Origin of the sequence: Kitasatospora sp. NPDC051170, from assembly GCF_044455705.1 — a bacterium.
GTDB lineage: Bacteria > Actinomycetota > Actinomycetes > Streptomycetales > Streptomycetaceae > Kitasatospora.
This window is the reverse complement of record NZ_JBITFA010000004.1, coordinates 195,410-208,989: the sequence shown is the minus strand read 5'-3', so window position 1 is coordinate 208,989 and position 13,580 is coordinate 195,410. Positions and strand designations below refer to the sequence as shown.

Sequence of the window (13,580 nt, the reverse complement as noted above, 5' to 3'; positions counted from 1 at the left end):
CTGCTCCGCCGGTGAGTTGAGGTGAGTCGACCTGCGGTCAGGTGCCGCGGGGGCGGCGGGCGCGGCGGACGGGGCGGTCGCTCTCGACGGGTTCGGCGAGGTGGCCCTCGACCAGGCGGGCCAGGGCGGAGACGAAGACCTCGCGCTCGGGGCCGGGCAGGGAGTCCAGCAGGTCGCGGTGGACGCGGTCGGCGATGGCGGTGCCGCGCTCGACGGCCTGGGCGCCGGCCTCCGTGACGGAGACGATCCGGGCCCGGCGGTCGGCCGTGGAGGGGTGGCGCTCGGCGAGGCCGGCCTTCTCCAGTTCGTCGACGGTGACGACCATGGTGGTCTTGTCGACGTCCGTCAGCTCGGCCAGCTGGATCTGGGTGTGCTCGGCCTGCTGGGCGTGGAAGAGGACGCTGTACTCGCGGGGGGTGATCCCCAGCTCGGCGAAGGCCGCCGCCATCCTGGTCGCCAGCACGTGGCTGGCGTGGTCCAGCAGACCGGAGAGGTCGCGGGTGCGGGGCGCCGGCGAGGTCGTCGTCATGCGGTCGAGGTTAGCAACGGCCCGTCCGGGAGCGGATGATCCCGTTGCGAACCAATCCGTGGCGCCCCGGGCGTCCCCCGAGCGGCGGTGCGGGCTGGGGTGCGGGCTGGGGTGCGGGCTGCCGCCTACGGGATGCCCAGCTCGAAGAGCGCGTACCCCGCGTACCAGCCCGCCGCGAGGACGGGCATCGCGAACAGGCCGACCACGGTCGAGGTCCGCGCCCGGCGCAGGGCCACCGCCAGGCCGATGAACAGCGGGAAGGCGGGCAGCAGGTAGCGGGAGATGTTGTCGAAGATCTGGTTGCTGCTCAGGGCCAGGACGATGGTGAGCCCGGTGTAGACCCACAGCACCAGCGGCGGGCGGGCCTGCCACAGCAGCACCAGCAGGCCGGGCAGGGCCATCAGTAGGGCGATGGCGATGAGGTCCGGGGCCGGGTTGGACTGCCAGAACGTCCAGTGCCCGGTGACCACGTCCATGACGGTGCTCAGGGTGGAGGCGCCGCCGTCGAAGTAGCGGTTCCAGGCGCCGCGCTGGAGCTTGAAGTAGCCGCCCCAGTCGCCCATCCGCCAGCCGACCCAGGCGATGTAGCCGACCAGGCCCCAGGGGGTGATCAGCATCGCGGTCAGCGGGCGGGCCACCCCGTCCCTGCCGCGGATCAGCGCCACCAGGGCGGAGACCGAGACGGCGGCGATCAGCGCGGCGGCGGTCGGGCGGTTGAGGCCCGCCACCAGGGTCAGCGCTCCGGCGGTGAGCCAGCTGCGGGTCATCACGCAGTAGCAGGCCCAGGCGGAGAGGGCGACGAACAGCGAGTCGGAGTAGACGGCCCACTCCACGCCCGAGCCGGGGAACAGCCCCCAGATCACGGCGGCGATCACCCCGGCGCGAACGCCCCCCAGCCGCTCGGCCACGGCGAAGATCCCGGCCGCGGCGACCAGCGAGGCGAGCACCGAGACGACGATCCCGGAGCCGTACGGGCCCAGGCCCGTGACGGCGCCGACCAGCCTCATCAGCCAGGGGTAGAGCGGGAAGAAGGCGGAGGAGTTCTCGTAGAACGTGGCCCGCGGGAAGCCGTGCAGCGGGATCAGCTGCGGGTTGTAGCCGTTCTCGGCGATGCGCTGGTACCAGACGCCGTCCCAGGTGCCGAGCACGTCCCAGGGCCGAGCGCCGCCGCCTCGGCCCGGGGCCTTCTTGAGGTAGTCCCCGGTGTGGACGAGCAGCCCGAGGAAGACGGCCAGGCCGATCGCCTTGACCGCCGCGTACGCGCCCAGGGCGGGCGCGAACCGGCGGGCCTGCGCCCTGAACCTCCCGGGCGCCCGCTGCGTGACCTCGGGTGCTGTGGGCGCCGCGGCGGTCTCGGCACTGGACGACGCGGTACTCGATGCCGTGCTCATCTGCTCCCGTACTCCGCCCCGCTCATGACTTCCGCGCGGCTTCGGCGCAGCGATTTGCCCGAGAGCCTACGGCACCGCCTCTTCCGCCCCTCCCGCCTCGCCCGGGGAACTCGCCCGGCGAAAAGCCGTGGCACCCGCCGGGCGCGGCCCTGGACGATGCCGCCATGCCATGGCGCTGGCCGAGCAGGTCCGGCTGACCCGTGATCCGGGGCTGCTGCCGGTGGAGACGCCGTACCCGATGAGCGCGGCCGTCGCCGCCCGGGTGGGGGCGGCGACGGCTTCGTGAGGGGTTCTAGGGCCCTCTCTTTCGGATGTTGCCCGCCCGGCAAGATCCGAAAGAGAGGGCCTAGCCGTGGAGGTAGACGATGCCGAGCTTGGCGAGCTGCCAGCGCTGCTCGGGGGCGCCGGTGTCGGTGGCGAGCTGGACGGTGGGGTTGCCCTTGGGGTCGAGGGTGGTGGAGGCGGCGAGGACCTTGGTGGGGTCGGCGGAGTCGGCGATCCGGTAGGTGCCGTCGCCGGAGGGCTTGAAGATCCAGTGCTGGTTGGCGCCGGCGTTGCAGCCCCACTGCTGGATCCGGGTGCCCGGGGCGGTGGAGGCGGCGTTGGCGTCCAGGCACATGTTGCGGTTGCCGCTGAAGTCGAGTTCGTAGCTGCCGCCGGCCTTGGCCTCCAGGACGAAGGACTGGTTCAGCCCGCCGGTGGCCGGATAGGTGATGGCGGCGCGGCCGTTGGTGGAGTCGCCGTAGGTGCCGCCGCCGGTGAGGTCGAGGGCGTTGCCGCCGGCGGCGTTGGTGAGCTGGTACCAGGCGCCGTCCTCGGGGGTGTCGCCGAAGGGCTTGCCGGGGCTGAGCGGCTGGATGGAGGTGACGTTCTGCTGGTTGAGGGTGCAGTACGCCTGGGGCAGGTCGGGGCGGGCGAAGAACTGGCCGAGGCAGACGCCCTCGCCCCGGTAGCCGGCCACCCGCAGGTGGTACGACTGGCGGACCATGTTCATGCACAGGCCCGGGATGCCGATCTGCGCGTCGCAGCCGTTGCGGGCCCATTCGGCGAGGTTGATGACGTCGCCGTTGGTGTACTCGTACGGGGAGCTGGTCCACTCGGCGCAGACCTCGTGCCCGAAGGCGACCCGCCGCTGGTCCAGGTACCGCACGCCGGGCACCTGTTCGGCCGCGCCGCGCAGGGCGTCGCTGAAGGTGGGCACCACCCAGTTGTGGCCCCAGGCGAGGTCCTCGGGGAAGGCCGGGCAGCCGTCGGCGATCTTGCCGAGGTAGTCGTTGCGGCGGATGTCCGGGGTGATCGGGTTGAAGTACGACTGGTAGACCAGCTGGTACGAGGAGTCGGCGTAGCCCGCGTTGCGCATGGTCTGCCGGATGTTCTGCAGCGCGGCGACGACCTTCGGCTGGAGGGCCGCGGCCCGGCGGCGGATCTCGTCGCTGCCGATGGTGTCGCGGCAGCCCTGGTCCTTGGGGACGGGGAAGTACTGCGCGAGGCAGTGCATCATGATGCCGCTGAAGTCGAAGTCGTCGTTGGCGCCGATGGTCACCACGACCATCTTGACGTCGTACTTCCCGGCGGCGGCGGCGAGCCCGACGTCCTGCTTGGGCTCGCCGAAGTCTCCGCTGCCCGGGCCGGTGATCTTCGCGAGGGCGGGGTCGCTGACCAGGTCGCCGGTCTGGGCGCCGGAGCAGGCGAGGTCGATCGGGGTCACGCCGGGGATGTCGGTGACGAAGATCTCCGACTTGGGGTGGCGGTGGCAGTAGTCGGTCGGGGTGTCGGTCTCCGGGAAGTACCCGTCGTTGGTGTCGGTGCCCGCGCCCTCGCCGGAGATGGCGCTGTCGCCGAGGGAGACGATCGCGGCCGGACGGGCGGTGGCGGGGGCCGGGGCGGCGGGGGTGTCGGCGACGGCGGCGGGGGCGCCGGCGAAGCCGAGGGCCGCGAGGAGGGCGCCGGTGGCGAGCAGCGCCCCCGGCGATCGGAACCTGGTCACACGCAACTCCTTGCGGGGGTGGGGGAACCGCCGGCCGGGGGGCGCCGGACGGTTCCAGCAGGAGGAGCAAGAAAAGGTGAGCAGGTCTCACATTAGGTACTGACGAGTAGTCCAACAAGGCTTGCGGCACGCCTCGTGACGGCGCTCCAGGCGATCCCCAGGGGGAAACGCGACAGAGCCGCCGCCACGCGCCCCAGGAGGGAAGCGCGCAGCGGCGGCCCGCACCGGCCGAACCGGGTGCCGGGTGTCAGCCCGCGTTGACGCAGTGGTTGCCGAAAGCCGGGTTCAGCAGGCCCACGACGTCGATGGTGTTGCCGCACAGGTTGACCGGGATGTGAACCGGAACCTGCACCTGGTTGCCCGAGATGACACCGGGGGAACCCGCGGCGACACCCTCGGCGCCGGAGCTGGCCATCGCGGTGCCGGCGCCGGCGGCCACGATGCCCACCACGGCCGCGCCGACGGCGGCGGTCTTCTTGATGCTCATGCGAGCCTCCTGACTGTTCATACAGAGATGCACGGGGAGTGCGACATCTAGAACGAGACCCGTCCGAACCGGTTGCGACGGTGCCCGCACTGTCACCCGTGTGGAGCAATGGCGATCCCGATCGGCATTCGGGTGATCAGCTTCGGCCGGACCGTTTCCCCACGGCTCGTGTCTCGTTCTCCCTCACGACGCGGCGGCTGCGTCAACGTCCGAGCCATGGGCGTCCACACGCCGGTGTGCGCCGCCGGAGTGAAAACCACGGAAATCCCAGAAGACCTCGGGCGAGTATTCCTGCTCGCCCGCCTCCCGACATTTCCCAACGGTCGGGCAGAAATCGGAGGAGAACAGATGCGTAACTTCAAGAAGGCCGCCGCCCTGTCCCTGGCCGCCACCGGCCTGGTCCTCGGTGCCGCGGGCGGTGCGTTCGCCAGCTCCGGCGCCGAGGGTGTCGCCGCCGGCTCCCCGGGTGTGCTCTCCGGCAACCAGATCCAGATCCCGGTTCACATCCCGGTCAACGTCTGCGGCAACTCCATCGGCGTCATCAGCATCCTGAACCCGGCGTTCGGCAACAACTGCGCCAACATCGGCTGAATCGGCCGTCGCCGCGCCGGCGACGCGTGATTCCCCTGAGCCCGTGCCGCGCCCCGAGTGCGGGGCGCGGCTCGCTCCACCCCGTGTGTGATCGAGGAGATCAACCCCCATGCAGAACATGAAGAAGGTCGCCGTCCTCTCCGCCGCCGCCGCCGGCCTGGTCCTGGGCGCGGCCGGCTCCGCCGCCGCCAGCTCGGGCGCCGAGGGCGTGGCCGCCGGCTCCCCCGGTGTCGCCTCGGGCAACCAGGTCCAGGTCCCGGTGCACGTGCCGATCAACCTGTGCGGCAACTCGATCAACGTGATCGGCCTGCTGAACCCGGCCTTCGGCAACTCCTGCGCCAACATCGACGCGCACCCGCACCACCCCGCGGACGACTGCTGATCGCCGATCGGCAACATCCCCCAGCCTTCGGCCGGGGGGACCCCCATCGGCCGTAGTACTGCCCCCCGACCGACCGGCCGGGGGGCAGTTCGGCATCCCCGGGCGGTCGACCGTCCGGAACCCCGATCCACCGAAGGGTGATCCGCATGCTTCCGAAGACCGTGCTTCCGAAGACCTCGACGAAGACCGGGGCCTCGCTGGCCGCCGCCGTGGGCGCCGCGGTGCTGCTGGGCGCCGGTACGGCCCAGGCCGCCCCCGCCCCTGCGCCCGCTCCGGGCCCGGCGACGCTGGCGAAGACGGACGTCGGCCAGGCGCTGGGCGGGACGACCTCCGGCCTCGGCTACGGCGTCGCGCCGATCAAGAGCCTGCGGCTGGACCCGTGGGCGAACTCCTCGGCCGACGTGCTGAACAACGGCGCGACCCTCAAGCCGGACCAGGGCCTCGCCCCGGTCGGCACAGACCTGCTGACCGGGCCGCTGAGCACGGGCGGCGGCGTCAAGGACCTGCCGCTGGTCGGCGGGCTGAGCGGCGTGCTGCCGGGCTGAGCCCGCGTCGCGTACGGCGAAGGGCCGGGCACCCCGCGGCGGGGGCCCGGCCCTTCCTCGTACGGACCGTCAGAGCTGGGTCAGGTCACTCAGGCCGGTCTGCTGCACGACGCCGGTGGTGGTCGCGGTGGCGGTGGTGGCCAGGTCGTTCACCTTGTCGGTGACGGAGATCCGCTGGTCGTCGCCGCCGAGGCTGGCGCTGGCCCCGGGGACGGCCTGGACGGCGCCGGTGACCAGGCGCGGGTCCACCTCGTCCACCTTGAGCCGGCCGTCGGCGAGCTGCCCGGTGCCGTCCTGGGCGAGGGCCAGCGGCTTGCCGAGGGCGAGGCCGGGGGTGTCGGCGTGCAGCGGCGCGGCCGGGGCGTCCAGCAGCACCTGGCCCAGGTCGGCGCCCTGGTCCACCAGCGGGAGCGGCAGTTCGGCCTTGGCGCTGGGGCCGACCCGGCCGGTGCTGAGCTGCGGGACGAGGTGGTCGGGGACCAGCTCGGTGCTCGTGGTGCGGCCGGGCACGGGCGGCATCACCAGCGAGGCCGGGATGCCGGCCTGGAGGTGGCTGCCCAGCGGCGCCAGCGGGATGTCGGCGGGGACCTGCTGGGTGGCCAGCTTGTCCTCCAGGGCCCCGACCTGGTCCGGGCCGATCGGGGCGGCGGAGGCCGATCCCTGGGAGGCGAGCACGCCCGCACCGACCGCCAGCAGCATCGCGCCGGCCCGCTTGGAGAACTTCATGCTTTTCACCGTTCCACCTGTCCGTACTGGAGATCCATTCGTACCGAAGACCGCGCGCACGCGGCCGGAAAGCAAACTGCTTCAACGAGTCAGCCCGAGTCCGGATTGCGGGCGTTAACCGGTTCGGACTAATAATCCGACCGGAAACCACCTCCGGACGCGCCTCCCGGACTCTTTTCAAAAATCCCCGTAACCTTCCGTGCCGTCATTCTTTGATCTGGACGTCAGTGACTGCAGACCGGGTCTGAGCGTTCTACGCGTTGTACGCACGGAAACCAGAGAGCTTTTCAGAGAGGGATCTCCCCATGATCCAGAAGTCCTTCGCCGCCGCCGGCCTGGCCGTCGCCGCGCTGGCCGCCGCCGCCGCGCCCGCCTCGGCGATCGGTGACGCGGACGGCGCCGCCGCCTCGATCGAGGGCAACGGCGGCACCAACTTCACCGGCACCGTCGGGAACAACAGCCCGAACTTCCACTTCCTGGACAACGCGAACGTCTGCCTCCCCGAGATCCACAACATCGCGGTTGGCGTGCTCGGCGTGGCCGTCCCGGTCGAGGTCCCGATCGCCAACAGCGGCGGCAAGCAGTACTGCACCCAGGGCCAGGGCACCCAGAGCCACGGCGACGCGGGCGTGTCCCACCTGGTCGGCTGACGCTCCCCCAGCCGTACCGAACCTTCTGAACCATCTTCGAATCGCTCCCCGATTCACCCCTCGAGAGGAAAACCGGAAATGATCAAGAAGTCCCTCGCCGCCGCCGGCCTGGCCGCCGCCGCCATCGCGATGTCCGCCGGCTCGGCTTCCGCCATCATCGACTCGGACGGCGCCGCCACCTCCGTTCAGGGCAACGGCGGTACCAACCAGACCGGCACCCACGGCAACGGCAGCCCGAACTTCCACACCCTGGACAACGCCAACATCTGCCTGCCGGAGGTCCACAACATCGCCGTCGCCGTCGTCGGCGTCGCGGTTCCGGTCGAGGTGCCCGTCCTGAACAGCACCCCGAAGCAGATCTGCAACGTCGGCCAGAACACCCAGTCCTCGGGCGACGCGGGTGTCTCGCACCTGATCGGCTGATCAAGGCGCACAGCACGGACGGAGGGCCCGGGGAGGTTGGTCTCCCCGGGCCCTCCGGGCTTGTGACGAGGTGTCCGGCCCGGCCGCCCATCCGGCGCGGTCCGACCGGGTGACCGGTCACCGGGCCCGGCGCGTGGGGCGTCGGGGCCGACGGCCGGATGTGATCACGTGTCATGAGCGCCCGCCCGGGCGCTCCGAGAGAGAGGGCAGTTCCATGAAGAGCACGCTGGCCAAGGCCGCGCTCACCGCCGTCGCCGCACTGGCGCTCGCCGGTGCCGCCACCCCGGCGTTCGCCCACACCGGCCTCGCGGGCGGCGGACAGTTCGTCGCCTCCGCCGACGAGCCGTTCCTGGCCGCCGAGGGCTGGGGCATCGCCCACACCTCGAACACCGCCGCCGGTGCCGTGGGCGGCTTCGCCGCCACCTCCACCGACGTGATGGGCGGCTTCGAGGGCTTCGCCCACACCGACGGCTGGCACAGCCACGACTGGAAGTAGCCTCCGGTCGCAGGGTCGTAGAGTCGTAGGGTCGTACGGTCGTTCGTTCGCATGACGGAAGGCCGGGCCCCCTCCTTCGCGGGGGCCCGGCCTTCCGTCATGCCGTACCTCCTACTTGAGCATCGCGGCCGCTTCGAGGGCCCAGTAGGTGAGGATCTGCTCGGCACCCGCGCGGCGGATCGAGGTGAGCGTCTCCATGACCATCCGCTCGCGGTCGATCCAGCCGTTCGCGGCGGCCGCCTCGACCATCGCGTACTCGCCGGACACCTGGTACGCGGAGACCGGCACCGGGGAGGCGTCGGCGACCTGGCGCAGGATGTCCAGGTAGGCCATGGCCGGCTTGACCATCACCATGTCCGCGCCCTCGGCGAGGTCCTGCTCCAGCTCCCGCAGCGCCTCGCGGGCGTTGGCCGGGTCCTGCTGGTAGCTCTTGCGGTCGCCCTTGAGCGAGGAGCCGACGGCCTCGCGGAAGGGGCCGTAGAACGCGGAGGCGTACTTGGCGGTGTAGGCGAGGATGCCGGTGTCCTGGTGCCCGGCCTCGTCCAGCGCCTTGCGGATGACGGCGATCTGACCGTCCATCATGCCGGAGGGGCCGACCAGGTGGACGCCCGCGTCGGCCTGCACCCGGGCCATCTCGGCGTAGCGCTCCAGGGTGGCGTCGTTGTCGACGCTGCCGTCGGCGGCCAGCACGCCGCAGTGGCCGTGGTCGGTGTACTCGTCCAGGCAGAGGTCGGACATGATCACCAGGGAGTCGCCGACCTCGGAGACCACGTCCCGGATCGCCTGCTGGAGGATGCCGTCCGGGTTGGTGCCCTCGCTGCCCGTCGCGTCCTGCACGAGCGGGACGCCGAACAGCATCACGCCGCCCAGGCCCGCCTCGGCCGCCTCCACGACGGCCTTGCGCAGGGTGTCGCGGGTGTGCTGGACGACCCCGGGCATCGAGGTGACCGGCACCGGCTCGCTGACGCCCTCGCGGACGAACAGCGGCAGGATCAGCTCCGCCGGGTGCAGCCGGGTCTCGGCGACCAGGCGGCGCATCGCCGGGCTCCGGCGGAGCCGGCGGGGGCGGACGTACGGGAATTCAGCGGACACGGCTTCTCTCTCCGAACGGTTGCACGGCACCGGGGGCGGCGGTCACCGCCCCCGGACGGGGCGGGGCCCGTCCGGCGGATCCTGCCGGATGAGCGCGCGGCGTCGGGCGCCCGGCTGGGCGTGCGCCCGAGTCGGCCTCGTACCGGACGTACTTGGCCGATTCGGGCGTGCGGCCAGGCGGGATGCCCGGCGTCGCGCGCCCGGCGGGATCCGCCGGACGGGCCCTCTAGCGGGCGGCCTTGCGGCGCGAGCCGGGGCGGCGCTCGCTGGGCCGGTAGACCGGCTCACCGGCGGCCGTCGCGGTGTCGCGGCGCTTGGCCCCGAAGTCTGCCAGCGCCTGGGCCAGGGCGGCCGCCGACGGCGCCGGGGCCATCACGTCGACCCGCAGGCCGTGCTCCTCGGCGGTCTTGGCGGTGGCCGGGCCGATGCAGGCGATGACGGTGACGTTGTGCGGCTTGCCGGCGATGCCGACGAGGTTGCGCACCGTCGAGGAGGAGGTGAAGAGCACCGCGTCGAAGCCGCCGCCCTTGATCGCCTCGCGGGTCTCGGCCGGCGGCGGCGAGGCGCGCACCGTCCGGTAGGCCGTCACGTCGTCGACCTCCCAGCCCAGCTCGACCAGGCCGGCGACCAGGGTCTCGGTGGCGATGTCGGCGCGCGGCAGCAGCACCCGGTCGATCGGGTCGAAGACCGGGTCGTACGGCGGCCAGTCCTCCAGCAGACCGGCGGCGGACTGCTCGCCGGAGGGCACCAGGTCGGGCTTCACACCGAAGTCCACCAGGGCCTGCGCGGTGGTCTCGCCGACCGCCGCGACCTTGATCCCGGCGAAGGCGCGGGCGTCCAGGCCGTACTCCTCGAACTTCTCCCGGACGGCGCGCACGGCGTTGACCGAGGTGAAGGCGATCCACTCGTAGCGTCCGGTGACCAGGCCCTTGATCGCCCGCTCCATCTGCTGCGGGGTGCGCGGCGGCTCGACCGCGATGGTCGGCACCTCCTGCGGCACCGCGCCGTACGAGCGCAGCTGCTCGGAGAGGCCGTGGGCCTGCTCCTTGGTGCGCGGCACGAGGACGTTCCAGCCGAACAGCGGCTTGGTCTCGAACCACGAGTGCGAGGAGCGGTGGGCGACCTGCTCGCCCACCACGGCTATCACCGGGGTGGCGGGGTCGACGGGGGCCGAGACCGGCGAGGGCAGCACCCGGGCGGCCTTGAGGTCGGCGGCGATGCCCGCGAGGGTCGAGGTGAAGGTGCGCTGGCGGGTGGTGGTGCCCGAGAGCGTGGCGCTCAGCGCCGAATCGGCCGTGCGGCCGCCGGCGACCAGGGCGCCGGCCGTGGCGGGCAGCTGGCCCAGGGTGGTGCGGACCACCAGGGTGGTGTCGGCCGAGCCGAGGTCCACCGGGCCGCCGGCCAGCAGCGCGGCGGCCTCGACGAAGCGCACGTCGGCGCCGGCCGCGCCGCGCAGCGGGACGCCCGCGTAGGCGGGGACGCCGACGGACTGGGCGACACCCGGGATCACCTCGAAGGCGATCCCGTCGCCCGCGCAGCTGAGCATCTCCTCGGCGGCGCAGCCGTCCAGGCCCGGGTCGCCGTCGACGGTGCGCACGACGTGCTTGCCGGAGCGGACGGCCTCGCCGACCAGCTTGGCCAGGTCGAAGTCGGCGCCCTCGGCGGCCGGGTGGTGCACCTGGACGGAGGCGGGGCAGTGGCTGCGCACGGCGACGGCGGTCATCGGGTCGGCGACCAGGACGTCGGCGGTGGCCAGCACCTCGACGGCCCGCAGGGTCAGCAGGCCCGGGTCACCGGGGCCCGCGCCCAGGAAGGTGCACCGCCCGGTTGCGGGGTGCCCGTTCGGGAACAGGGCGTCGGTCGCGGCGGTGGGGCTCATCGGGCTCGCTCCCCCATCAGGGTGTCCGCGCCCGCGGCGAGCAGCCGTTCAGCGAGCGCGTGGCCGAGGGCCCGCGCCTGCTGTTCGGCGGTCTCGTCGAGGACGATCGGACCGTTGGCGGACATCTTCAGCAGGGCGGTTCCGTCGGGGTCGCCGACCACGCCGTCCAGCTGCAGTTCGTTCTCCCCGCCCCAGGTGGCGAGTGCGGCCACCGGGGCCGAGCAGCCGGCCTCCAGGGTGGCCAGCAGGGCGCGCTCGGCGGCCACGGCGACCCGGGTGGGGGCGTGGTCCAGGGCGGCGAGCGCGGCGGTCAGCCCGGTGTCGGCGGCGCGGCACTCGATGGCGAGCGCGCCCTGTCCGGGGGCGGGGATCATCAGCTCCGGGTCGAGGTGCTGGGAGATCTCGGCGCTGCGGCCGAGCCGGTTGAGGCCGGCGGTGGCCAGCACGACGGCGTCCAGCCCGCCGGAGGCGACGTAGCCGATGCGGGTGTCCACGTTGCCGCGGATCGCGACGGTCTCCAACTGGGCGCCGCGGGCGGCGGCCCAGGCGTTGAGCTGGGCCATCCGGCGCGGGGAGCCGGTGCCGACGCGGGCCGGGCGGCCGGCGCCCTCCAGCTTCTCGACCAGCTCGTCCAGGGCCAGGCCCTCGGCGGCGACCAGGGCGTCGCGGACGTCCTCGCGCTCGGGGACGGCGGCCAGGGCCAGGCCCTCGGGGGCGGCGGTGGGCAGGTCCTTGAGCGAGTGCACGGCGAAGTCGATCCGGCCCTCCAGCAGCGCGTCGCGCAGCGCGGAGACGAACACGCCGGTGCCGCCGATCTGCGCCAGCGCCTCGCGGGAGGTGTCGCCGTAGGTGGTGATCTCGACCAGCTCGACGGGGCGCCCGGTGACCCTGGTCACGTCGCGGGCCACCATGCCCGACTGGGCCATGGCCAGCGCGCTGCGCCGGGTGCCGAGCCGCAGGGGGGCGGAGTCGGCCGGGGCCGGCTCCGTGATCGCTTGACCATTCATGAGGTGATCGTCCCGGTGGTACTCGTGGGATGGCTGACGGTTCATCTGGTGCCCCCGGCGGAGGGCTGGGGCGCGCCGCCGACCGGGGTGCCCGAGACGGCGTGGACGGCCGCCGGGTCGAGGTCGAACAGCTCGCGCAGGGCCTCCGCGTAGGAGGCGCCGCCGGGCTCGGCGGCGAGCTGCTTGACCCGGACGGTCGGGGCGTGGAGCAGCTTGTCGACGACGCGGCGGACGGTCTGGGTGATCTCGGCGCGCGAGCGCTCGTCGAGGTCGGGCAGCCGGGAGTCCAGGCGGCCCAGCTCGGCGGCGACGACGTCGGAGGCCATCGAGCGCAGGGCGACGACGGTCGGGGCGATCCGGGCGGCCCGCTGGGCGGCGCCGAAGGCCGTCACCTCGTCGGCGACGATCCGGGTGACCTGGTCGACGTCGCCGGCCCCGGGGGTGGCGGCGTGGGCGTGGGAGAGGCTCTCCAGGTCGACCAGCAGGGCGCCGTCCAGCTCGTGGACGGCGTGGTCGACGTCGCGGGGCATGGCGAGGTCGAGCAGGGCGAGCGGGCTCGCGCCGGCCGGGCGCAGGGCGACGGCGGCGGCCACGTCCTCGGCCCTGACCACCACGCCGGCCGCGCCGGTGCAGGAGATCACCAGGTCGACGTCGCCGAGGGCCTCGGGGACCTTGGCGAGGTCCAGGGTGCGGGCGACGTCCGGGCCGAGGATCTCGACCAGGCGCTCCGCGCGGGCGGGGGTCCGGTTGGCGATCATCAGGTCGGTGACGCCGGAGCGGACCAGGGTGGCGGCGGCCAGCGAGCTCATCGAGCCGGCGCCGACGACCAGGGCGCGCTTGCCGGCGATCTCGCCCGCGCCGGCGGCGACCTGCTCCAGGCCGAAGGTGACCAGGGACTGGCCGGCCTTGTCGATGCCGGTCTCGCTGTGGGCCCGCTTGCCGACCCGCAGGGCCTGCTGGAACAGCTCGTTGAGGCCGCGCCCGGCGGTGTGCTCCTCCTGGGCCTTGGCCAGGGAGTCGCGCAGCTGGCCGAGGATCTGGCCCTCGCCGACGACCATCGAGTCCAGGCCGCAGGCCACCGAGAAGAGGTGGTGGACGGCGCGGTCCTCGTAGTGGACGTACAGGTGGGAGGTCAGCTCCTCCAGGTCCACCCCGCTGTGGTGGGCGAGCAGCAGCGACAGCTCGGCGACGCCGGCGTGGAACTTGTCCACGTCCGCGTACAGCTCGATCCGGTTGCAGGTGTTGAGCAGCGCGGCCTCGGCCACCGTGGCGGTGGCGGCGGCGTCGTGCAGCAGGCGGGTGGGCACCTCGCCCGTCAGCGCGGCGCGCTCCAGCACGCCGACCGGAGCCGTGCGATGGCTCAGTCCGACGACGAGAAGACTCATGCCCGCCCCC

15 protein-coding genes are annotated in these 13,580 nt (G+C 73.1%); 6 read left to right on the top strand and 9 right to left on the bottom strand.

Annotation, left to right across the window (positions count from 1 at the left end; genetic code table 11):
- Window positions 1-37: 37 nt before the first annotated feature.
- From ACIBCA_RS11035 to ACIBCA_RS11020, 4 genes are all read right to left on the bottom strand, one after another.
- The gene (locus ACIBCA_RS11035) at window positions 38-529 is read right to left on the bottom strand and encodes a MarR family winged helix-turn-helix transcriptional regulator (protein ID WP_396282579.1); all 492 of its coding nucleotides are present in this window, start codon (window positions 527-529) and stop codon (window positions 38-40) included.
- 125 nt (window positions 530-654) lie between these two features.
- Entirely contained in the window at window positions 655-1,920 is a 1,266-nt protein-coding gene (locus tag ACIBCA_RS11030; RefSeq protein WP_396282578.1) for a hypothetical protein, read from the bottom strand.
- 346 nt (window positions 1,921-2,266) lie between these two features.
- The gene (locus ACIBCA_RS11025; protein ID WP_396282577.1) at window positions 2,267-3,907 is read right to left on the bottom strand and encodes an RICIN domain-containing protein; all 1,641 of its coding nucleotides are present in this window, start codon (window positions 3,905-3,907) and stop codon (window positions 2,267-2,269) included.
- 247 nt (window positions 3,908-4,154) lie between these two features.
- Entirely contained in the window at window positions 4,155-4,394 is a 240-nt protein-coding gene (locus ACIBCA_RS11020) for a chaplin (RefSeq protein ID WP_396282576.1), read from the bottom strand.
- Window positions 4,395-4,742: 348 nt separating this feature from the next.
- On the opposite strand from ACIBCA_RS11020, the gene ACIBCA_RS11015 reads away from it, so the two are divergent.
- The 3 genes from ACIBCA_RS11015 to ACIBCA_RS11005 all read left to right on the top strand — a co-directional run bounded on the left by ACIBCA_RS11015 (window position 4,743) and on the right by ACIBCA_RS11005 (window position 5,912).
- Window positions 4,743-4,985, top strand: coding sequence for a chaplin (locus ACIBCA_RS11015; RefSeq protein WP_396282575.1), 243 nt, complete (start codon window positions 4,743-4,745; stop codon window positions 4,983-4,985).
- Window positions 4,986-5,094: 109 nt separating this feature from the next.
- On the top strand, window positions 5,095-5,367 hold the full coding sequence (locus ACIBCA_RS11010) for a chaplin (protein ID WP_396282574.1): 273 nt from the start codon (window positions 5,095-5,097) through the stop codon (window positions 5,365-5,367).
- A 146-nt stretch (window positions 5,368-5,513) separates the two neighbouring features.
- Entirely contained in the window at window positions 5,514-5,912 is a 399-nt protein-coding gene (locus ACIBCA_RS11005; RefSeq protein WP_396282573.1) for a hypothetical protein, read from the top strand.
- A 69-nt stretch (window positions 5,913-5,981) separates the two neighbouring features.
- On the opposite strand, the gene ACIBCA_RS11000 is transcribed toward ACIBCA_RS11005, so the two are convergent.
- A complete protein-coding gene (locus ACIBCA_RS11000; protein WP_396282572.1) occupies window positions 5,982-6,638 on the bottom strand; it encodes a hypothetical protein in 657 nt (218 codons plus the stop codon).
- Between the two features lie 305 nt (window positions 6,639-6,943).
- On the opposite strand from ACIBCA_RS11000, the gene ACIBCA_RS10995 reads away from it, so the two are divergent.
- The 3 genes from ACIBCA_RS10995 (at window position 6,944) to ACIBCA_RS10985 (ending at window position 8,207) form a co-directional block, all read left to right on the top strand.
- Complete coding sequence (locus ACIBCA_RS10995) at window positions 6,944-7,288, top strand: hypothetical protein (RefSeq protein ID WP_031063477.1); 345 nt, start codon at window positions 6,944-6,946, stop codon at window positions 7,286-7,288.
- 78 nt (window positions 7,289-7,366) lie between these two features.
- Window positions 7,367-7,711 carry a hypothetical protein gene (locus ACIBCA_RS10990; RefSeq protein WP_031063479.1) on the top strand — a complete coding sequence of 115 codons (345 nt, stop codon included), beginning with the start codon at window positions 7,367-7,369 and terminating at the stop codon, window positions 7,709-7,711.
- Between the two features lie 214 nt (window positions 7,712-7,925).
- Entirely contained in the window at window positions 7,926-8,207 is a 282-nt protein-coding gene (locus ACIBCA_RS10985; protein WP_396282571.1) for a hypothetical protein, read from the top strand.
- A gap of 111 nt (window positions 8,208-8,318) precedes the next feature.
- On the opposite strand, the gene hemB is transcribed toward ACIBCA_RS10985, so the two are convergent.
- From hemB to ACIBCA_RS10965, 4 genes are all read right to left on the bottom strand, one after another.
- Window positions 8,319-9,299, bottom strand: a complete 981-nt coding sequence (gene hemB / locus ACIBCA_RS10980; protein WP_396282570.1) for a porphobilinogen synthase — start codon at window positions 9,297-9,299, stop codon at window positions 8,319-8,321.
- A gap of 226 nt (window positions 9,300-9,525) precedes the next feature.
- Window positions 9,526-11,178 (bottom strand): uroporphyrinogen-III synthase, encoded by a 1,653-nt coding sequence (locus tag ACIBCA_RS10975; RefSeq protein ID WP_396282569.1) that lies wholly within the window; start codon window positions 11,176-11,178, stop codon window positions 9,526-9,528.
- A complete protein-coding gene (gene hemC / locus ACIBCA_RS10970; protein ID WP_396282568.1) occupies window positions 11,175-12,185 on the bottom strand; it encodes a hydroxymethylbilane synthase in 1,011 nt (336 codons plus the stop codon). Before hemC ends, ACIBCA_RS10975 begins: the two co-directional genes overlap by 4 nt.
- 41 nt (window positions 12,186-12,226) lie before the next feature.
- The gene (locus ACIBCA_RS10965; RefSeq protein WP_396282567.1) at window positions 12,227-13,570 is read right to left on the bottom strand and encodes a glutamyl-tRNA reductase; all 1,344 of its coding nucleotides are present in this window, start codon (window positions 13,568-13,570) and stop codon (window positions 12,227-12,229) included.
- Between the last annotated feature and the right edge of the window lie 10 nt (window positions 13,571-13,580).

Excerpts from the sequence above, each read along its gene's own strand:
- ACIBCA_RS10995 (WP_031063477.1), top strand. The coding sequence starts at position 6,944 with ATGATCCAGAAGTCCTTCGCCGCCGCCGGCCTGGCCGTCGCCGCGCTG.
- ACIBCA_RS11015 (WP_396282575.1), top strand. The coding sequence starts at position 4,743 with ATGCGTAACTTCAAGAAGGCCGCCGCCCTGTCCCTGGCCGCCACCGGC.
- ACIBCA_RS11020 (WP_396282576.1), bottom strand. The coding sequence starts at position 4,394 with ATGAGCATCAAGAAGACCGCCGCCGTCGGCGCGGCCGTGGTGGGCATC.
- hemC (WP_396282568.1), bottom strand. The coding sequence starts at position 12,185 with ATGAATGGTCAAGCGATCACGGAGCCGGCCCCGGCCGACTCCGCCCCC.
- ACIBCA_RS10965 (WP_396282567.1), bottom strand. The coding sequence starts at position 13,570 with ATGAGTCTTCTCGTCGTCGGACTGAGCCATCGCACGGCTCCGGTCGGC.
- ACIBCA_RS10990 (WP_031063479.1), top strand. The coding sequence starts at position 7,367 with ATGATCAAGAAGTCCCTCGCCGCCGCCGGCCTGGCCGCCGCCGCCATC.
- ACIBCA_RS11000 (WP_396282572.1), bottom strand. The coding sequence starts at position 6,638 with ATGAAGTTCTCCAAGCGGGCCGGCGCGATGCTGCTGGCGGTCGGTGCG.
- ACIBCA_RS11010 (WP_396282574.1), top strand. The coding sequence starts at position 5,095 with ATGCAGAACATGAAGAAGGTCGCCGTCCTCTCCGCCGCCGCCGCCGGC.
- ACIBCA_RS11035 (WP_396282579.1), bottom strand. The coding sequence starts at position 529 with ATGACGACGACCTCGCCGGCGCCCCGCACCCGCGACCTCTCCGGTCTG.
- ACIBCA_RS11005 (WP_396282573.1), top strand. The coding sequence starts at position 5,514 with ATGCTTCCGAAGACCGTGCTTCCGAAGACCTCGACGAAGACCGGGGCC.
- ACIBCA_RS11030 (WP_396282578.1), bottom strand. The coding sequence starts at position 1,920 with ATGAGCACGGCATCGAGTACCGCGTCGTCCAGTGCCGAGACCGCCGCG.
- ACIBCA_RS10985 (WP_396282571.1), top strand. The coding sequence starts at position 7,926 with ATGAAGAGCACGCTGGCCAAGGCCGCGCTCACCGCCGTCGCCGCACTG.
- ACIBCA_RS10975 (WP_396282569.1), bottom strand. The coding sequence starts at position 11,178 with ATGAGCCCCACCGCCGCGACCGACGCCCTGTTCCCGAACGGGCACCCC.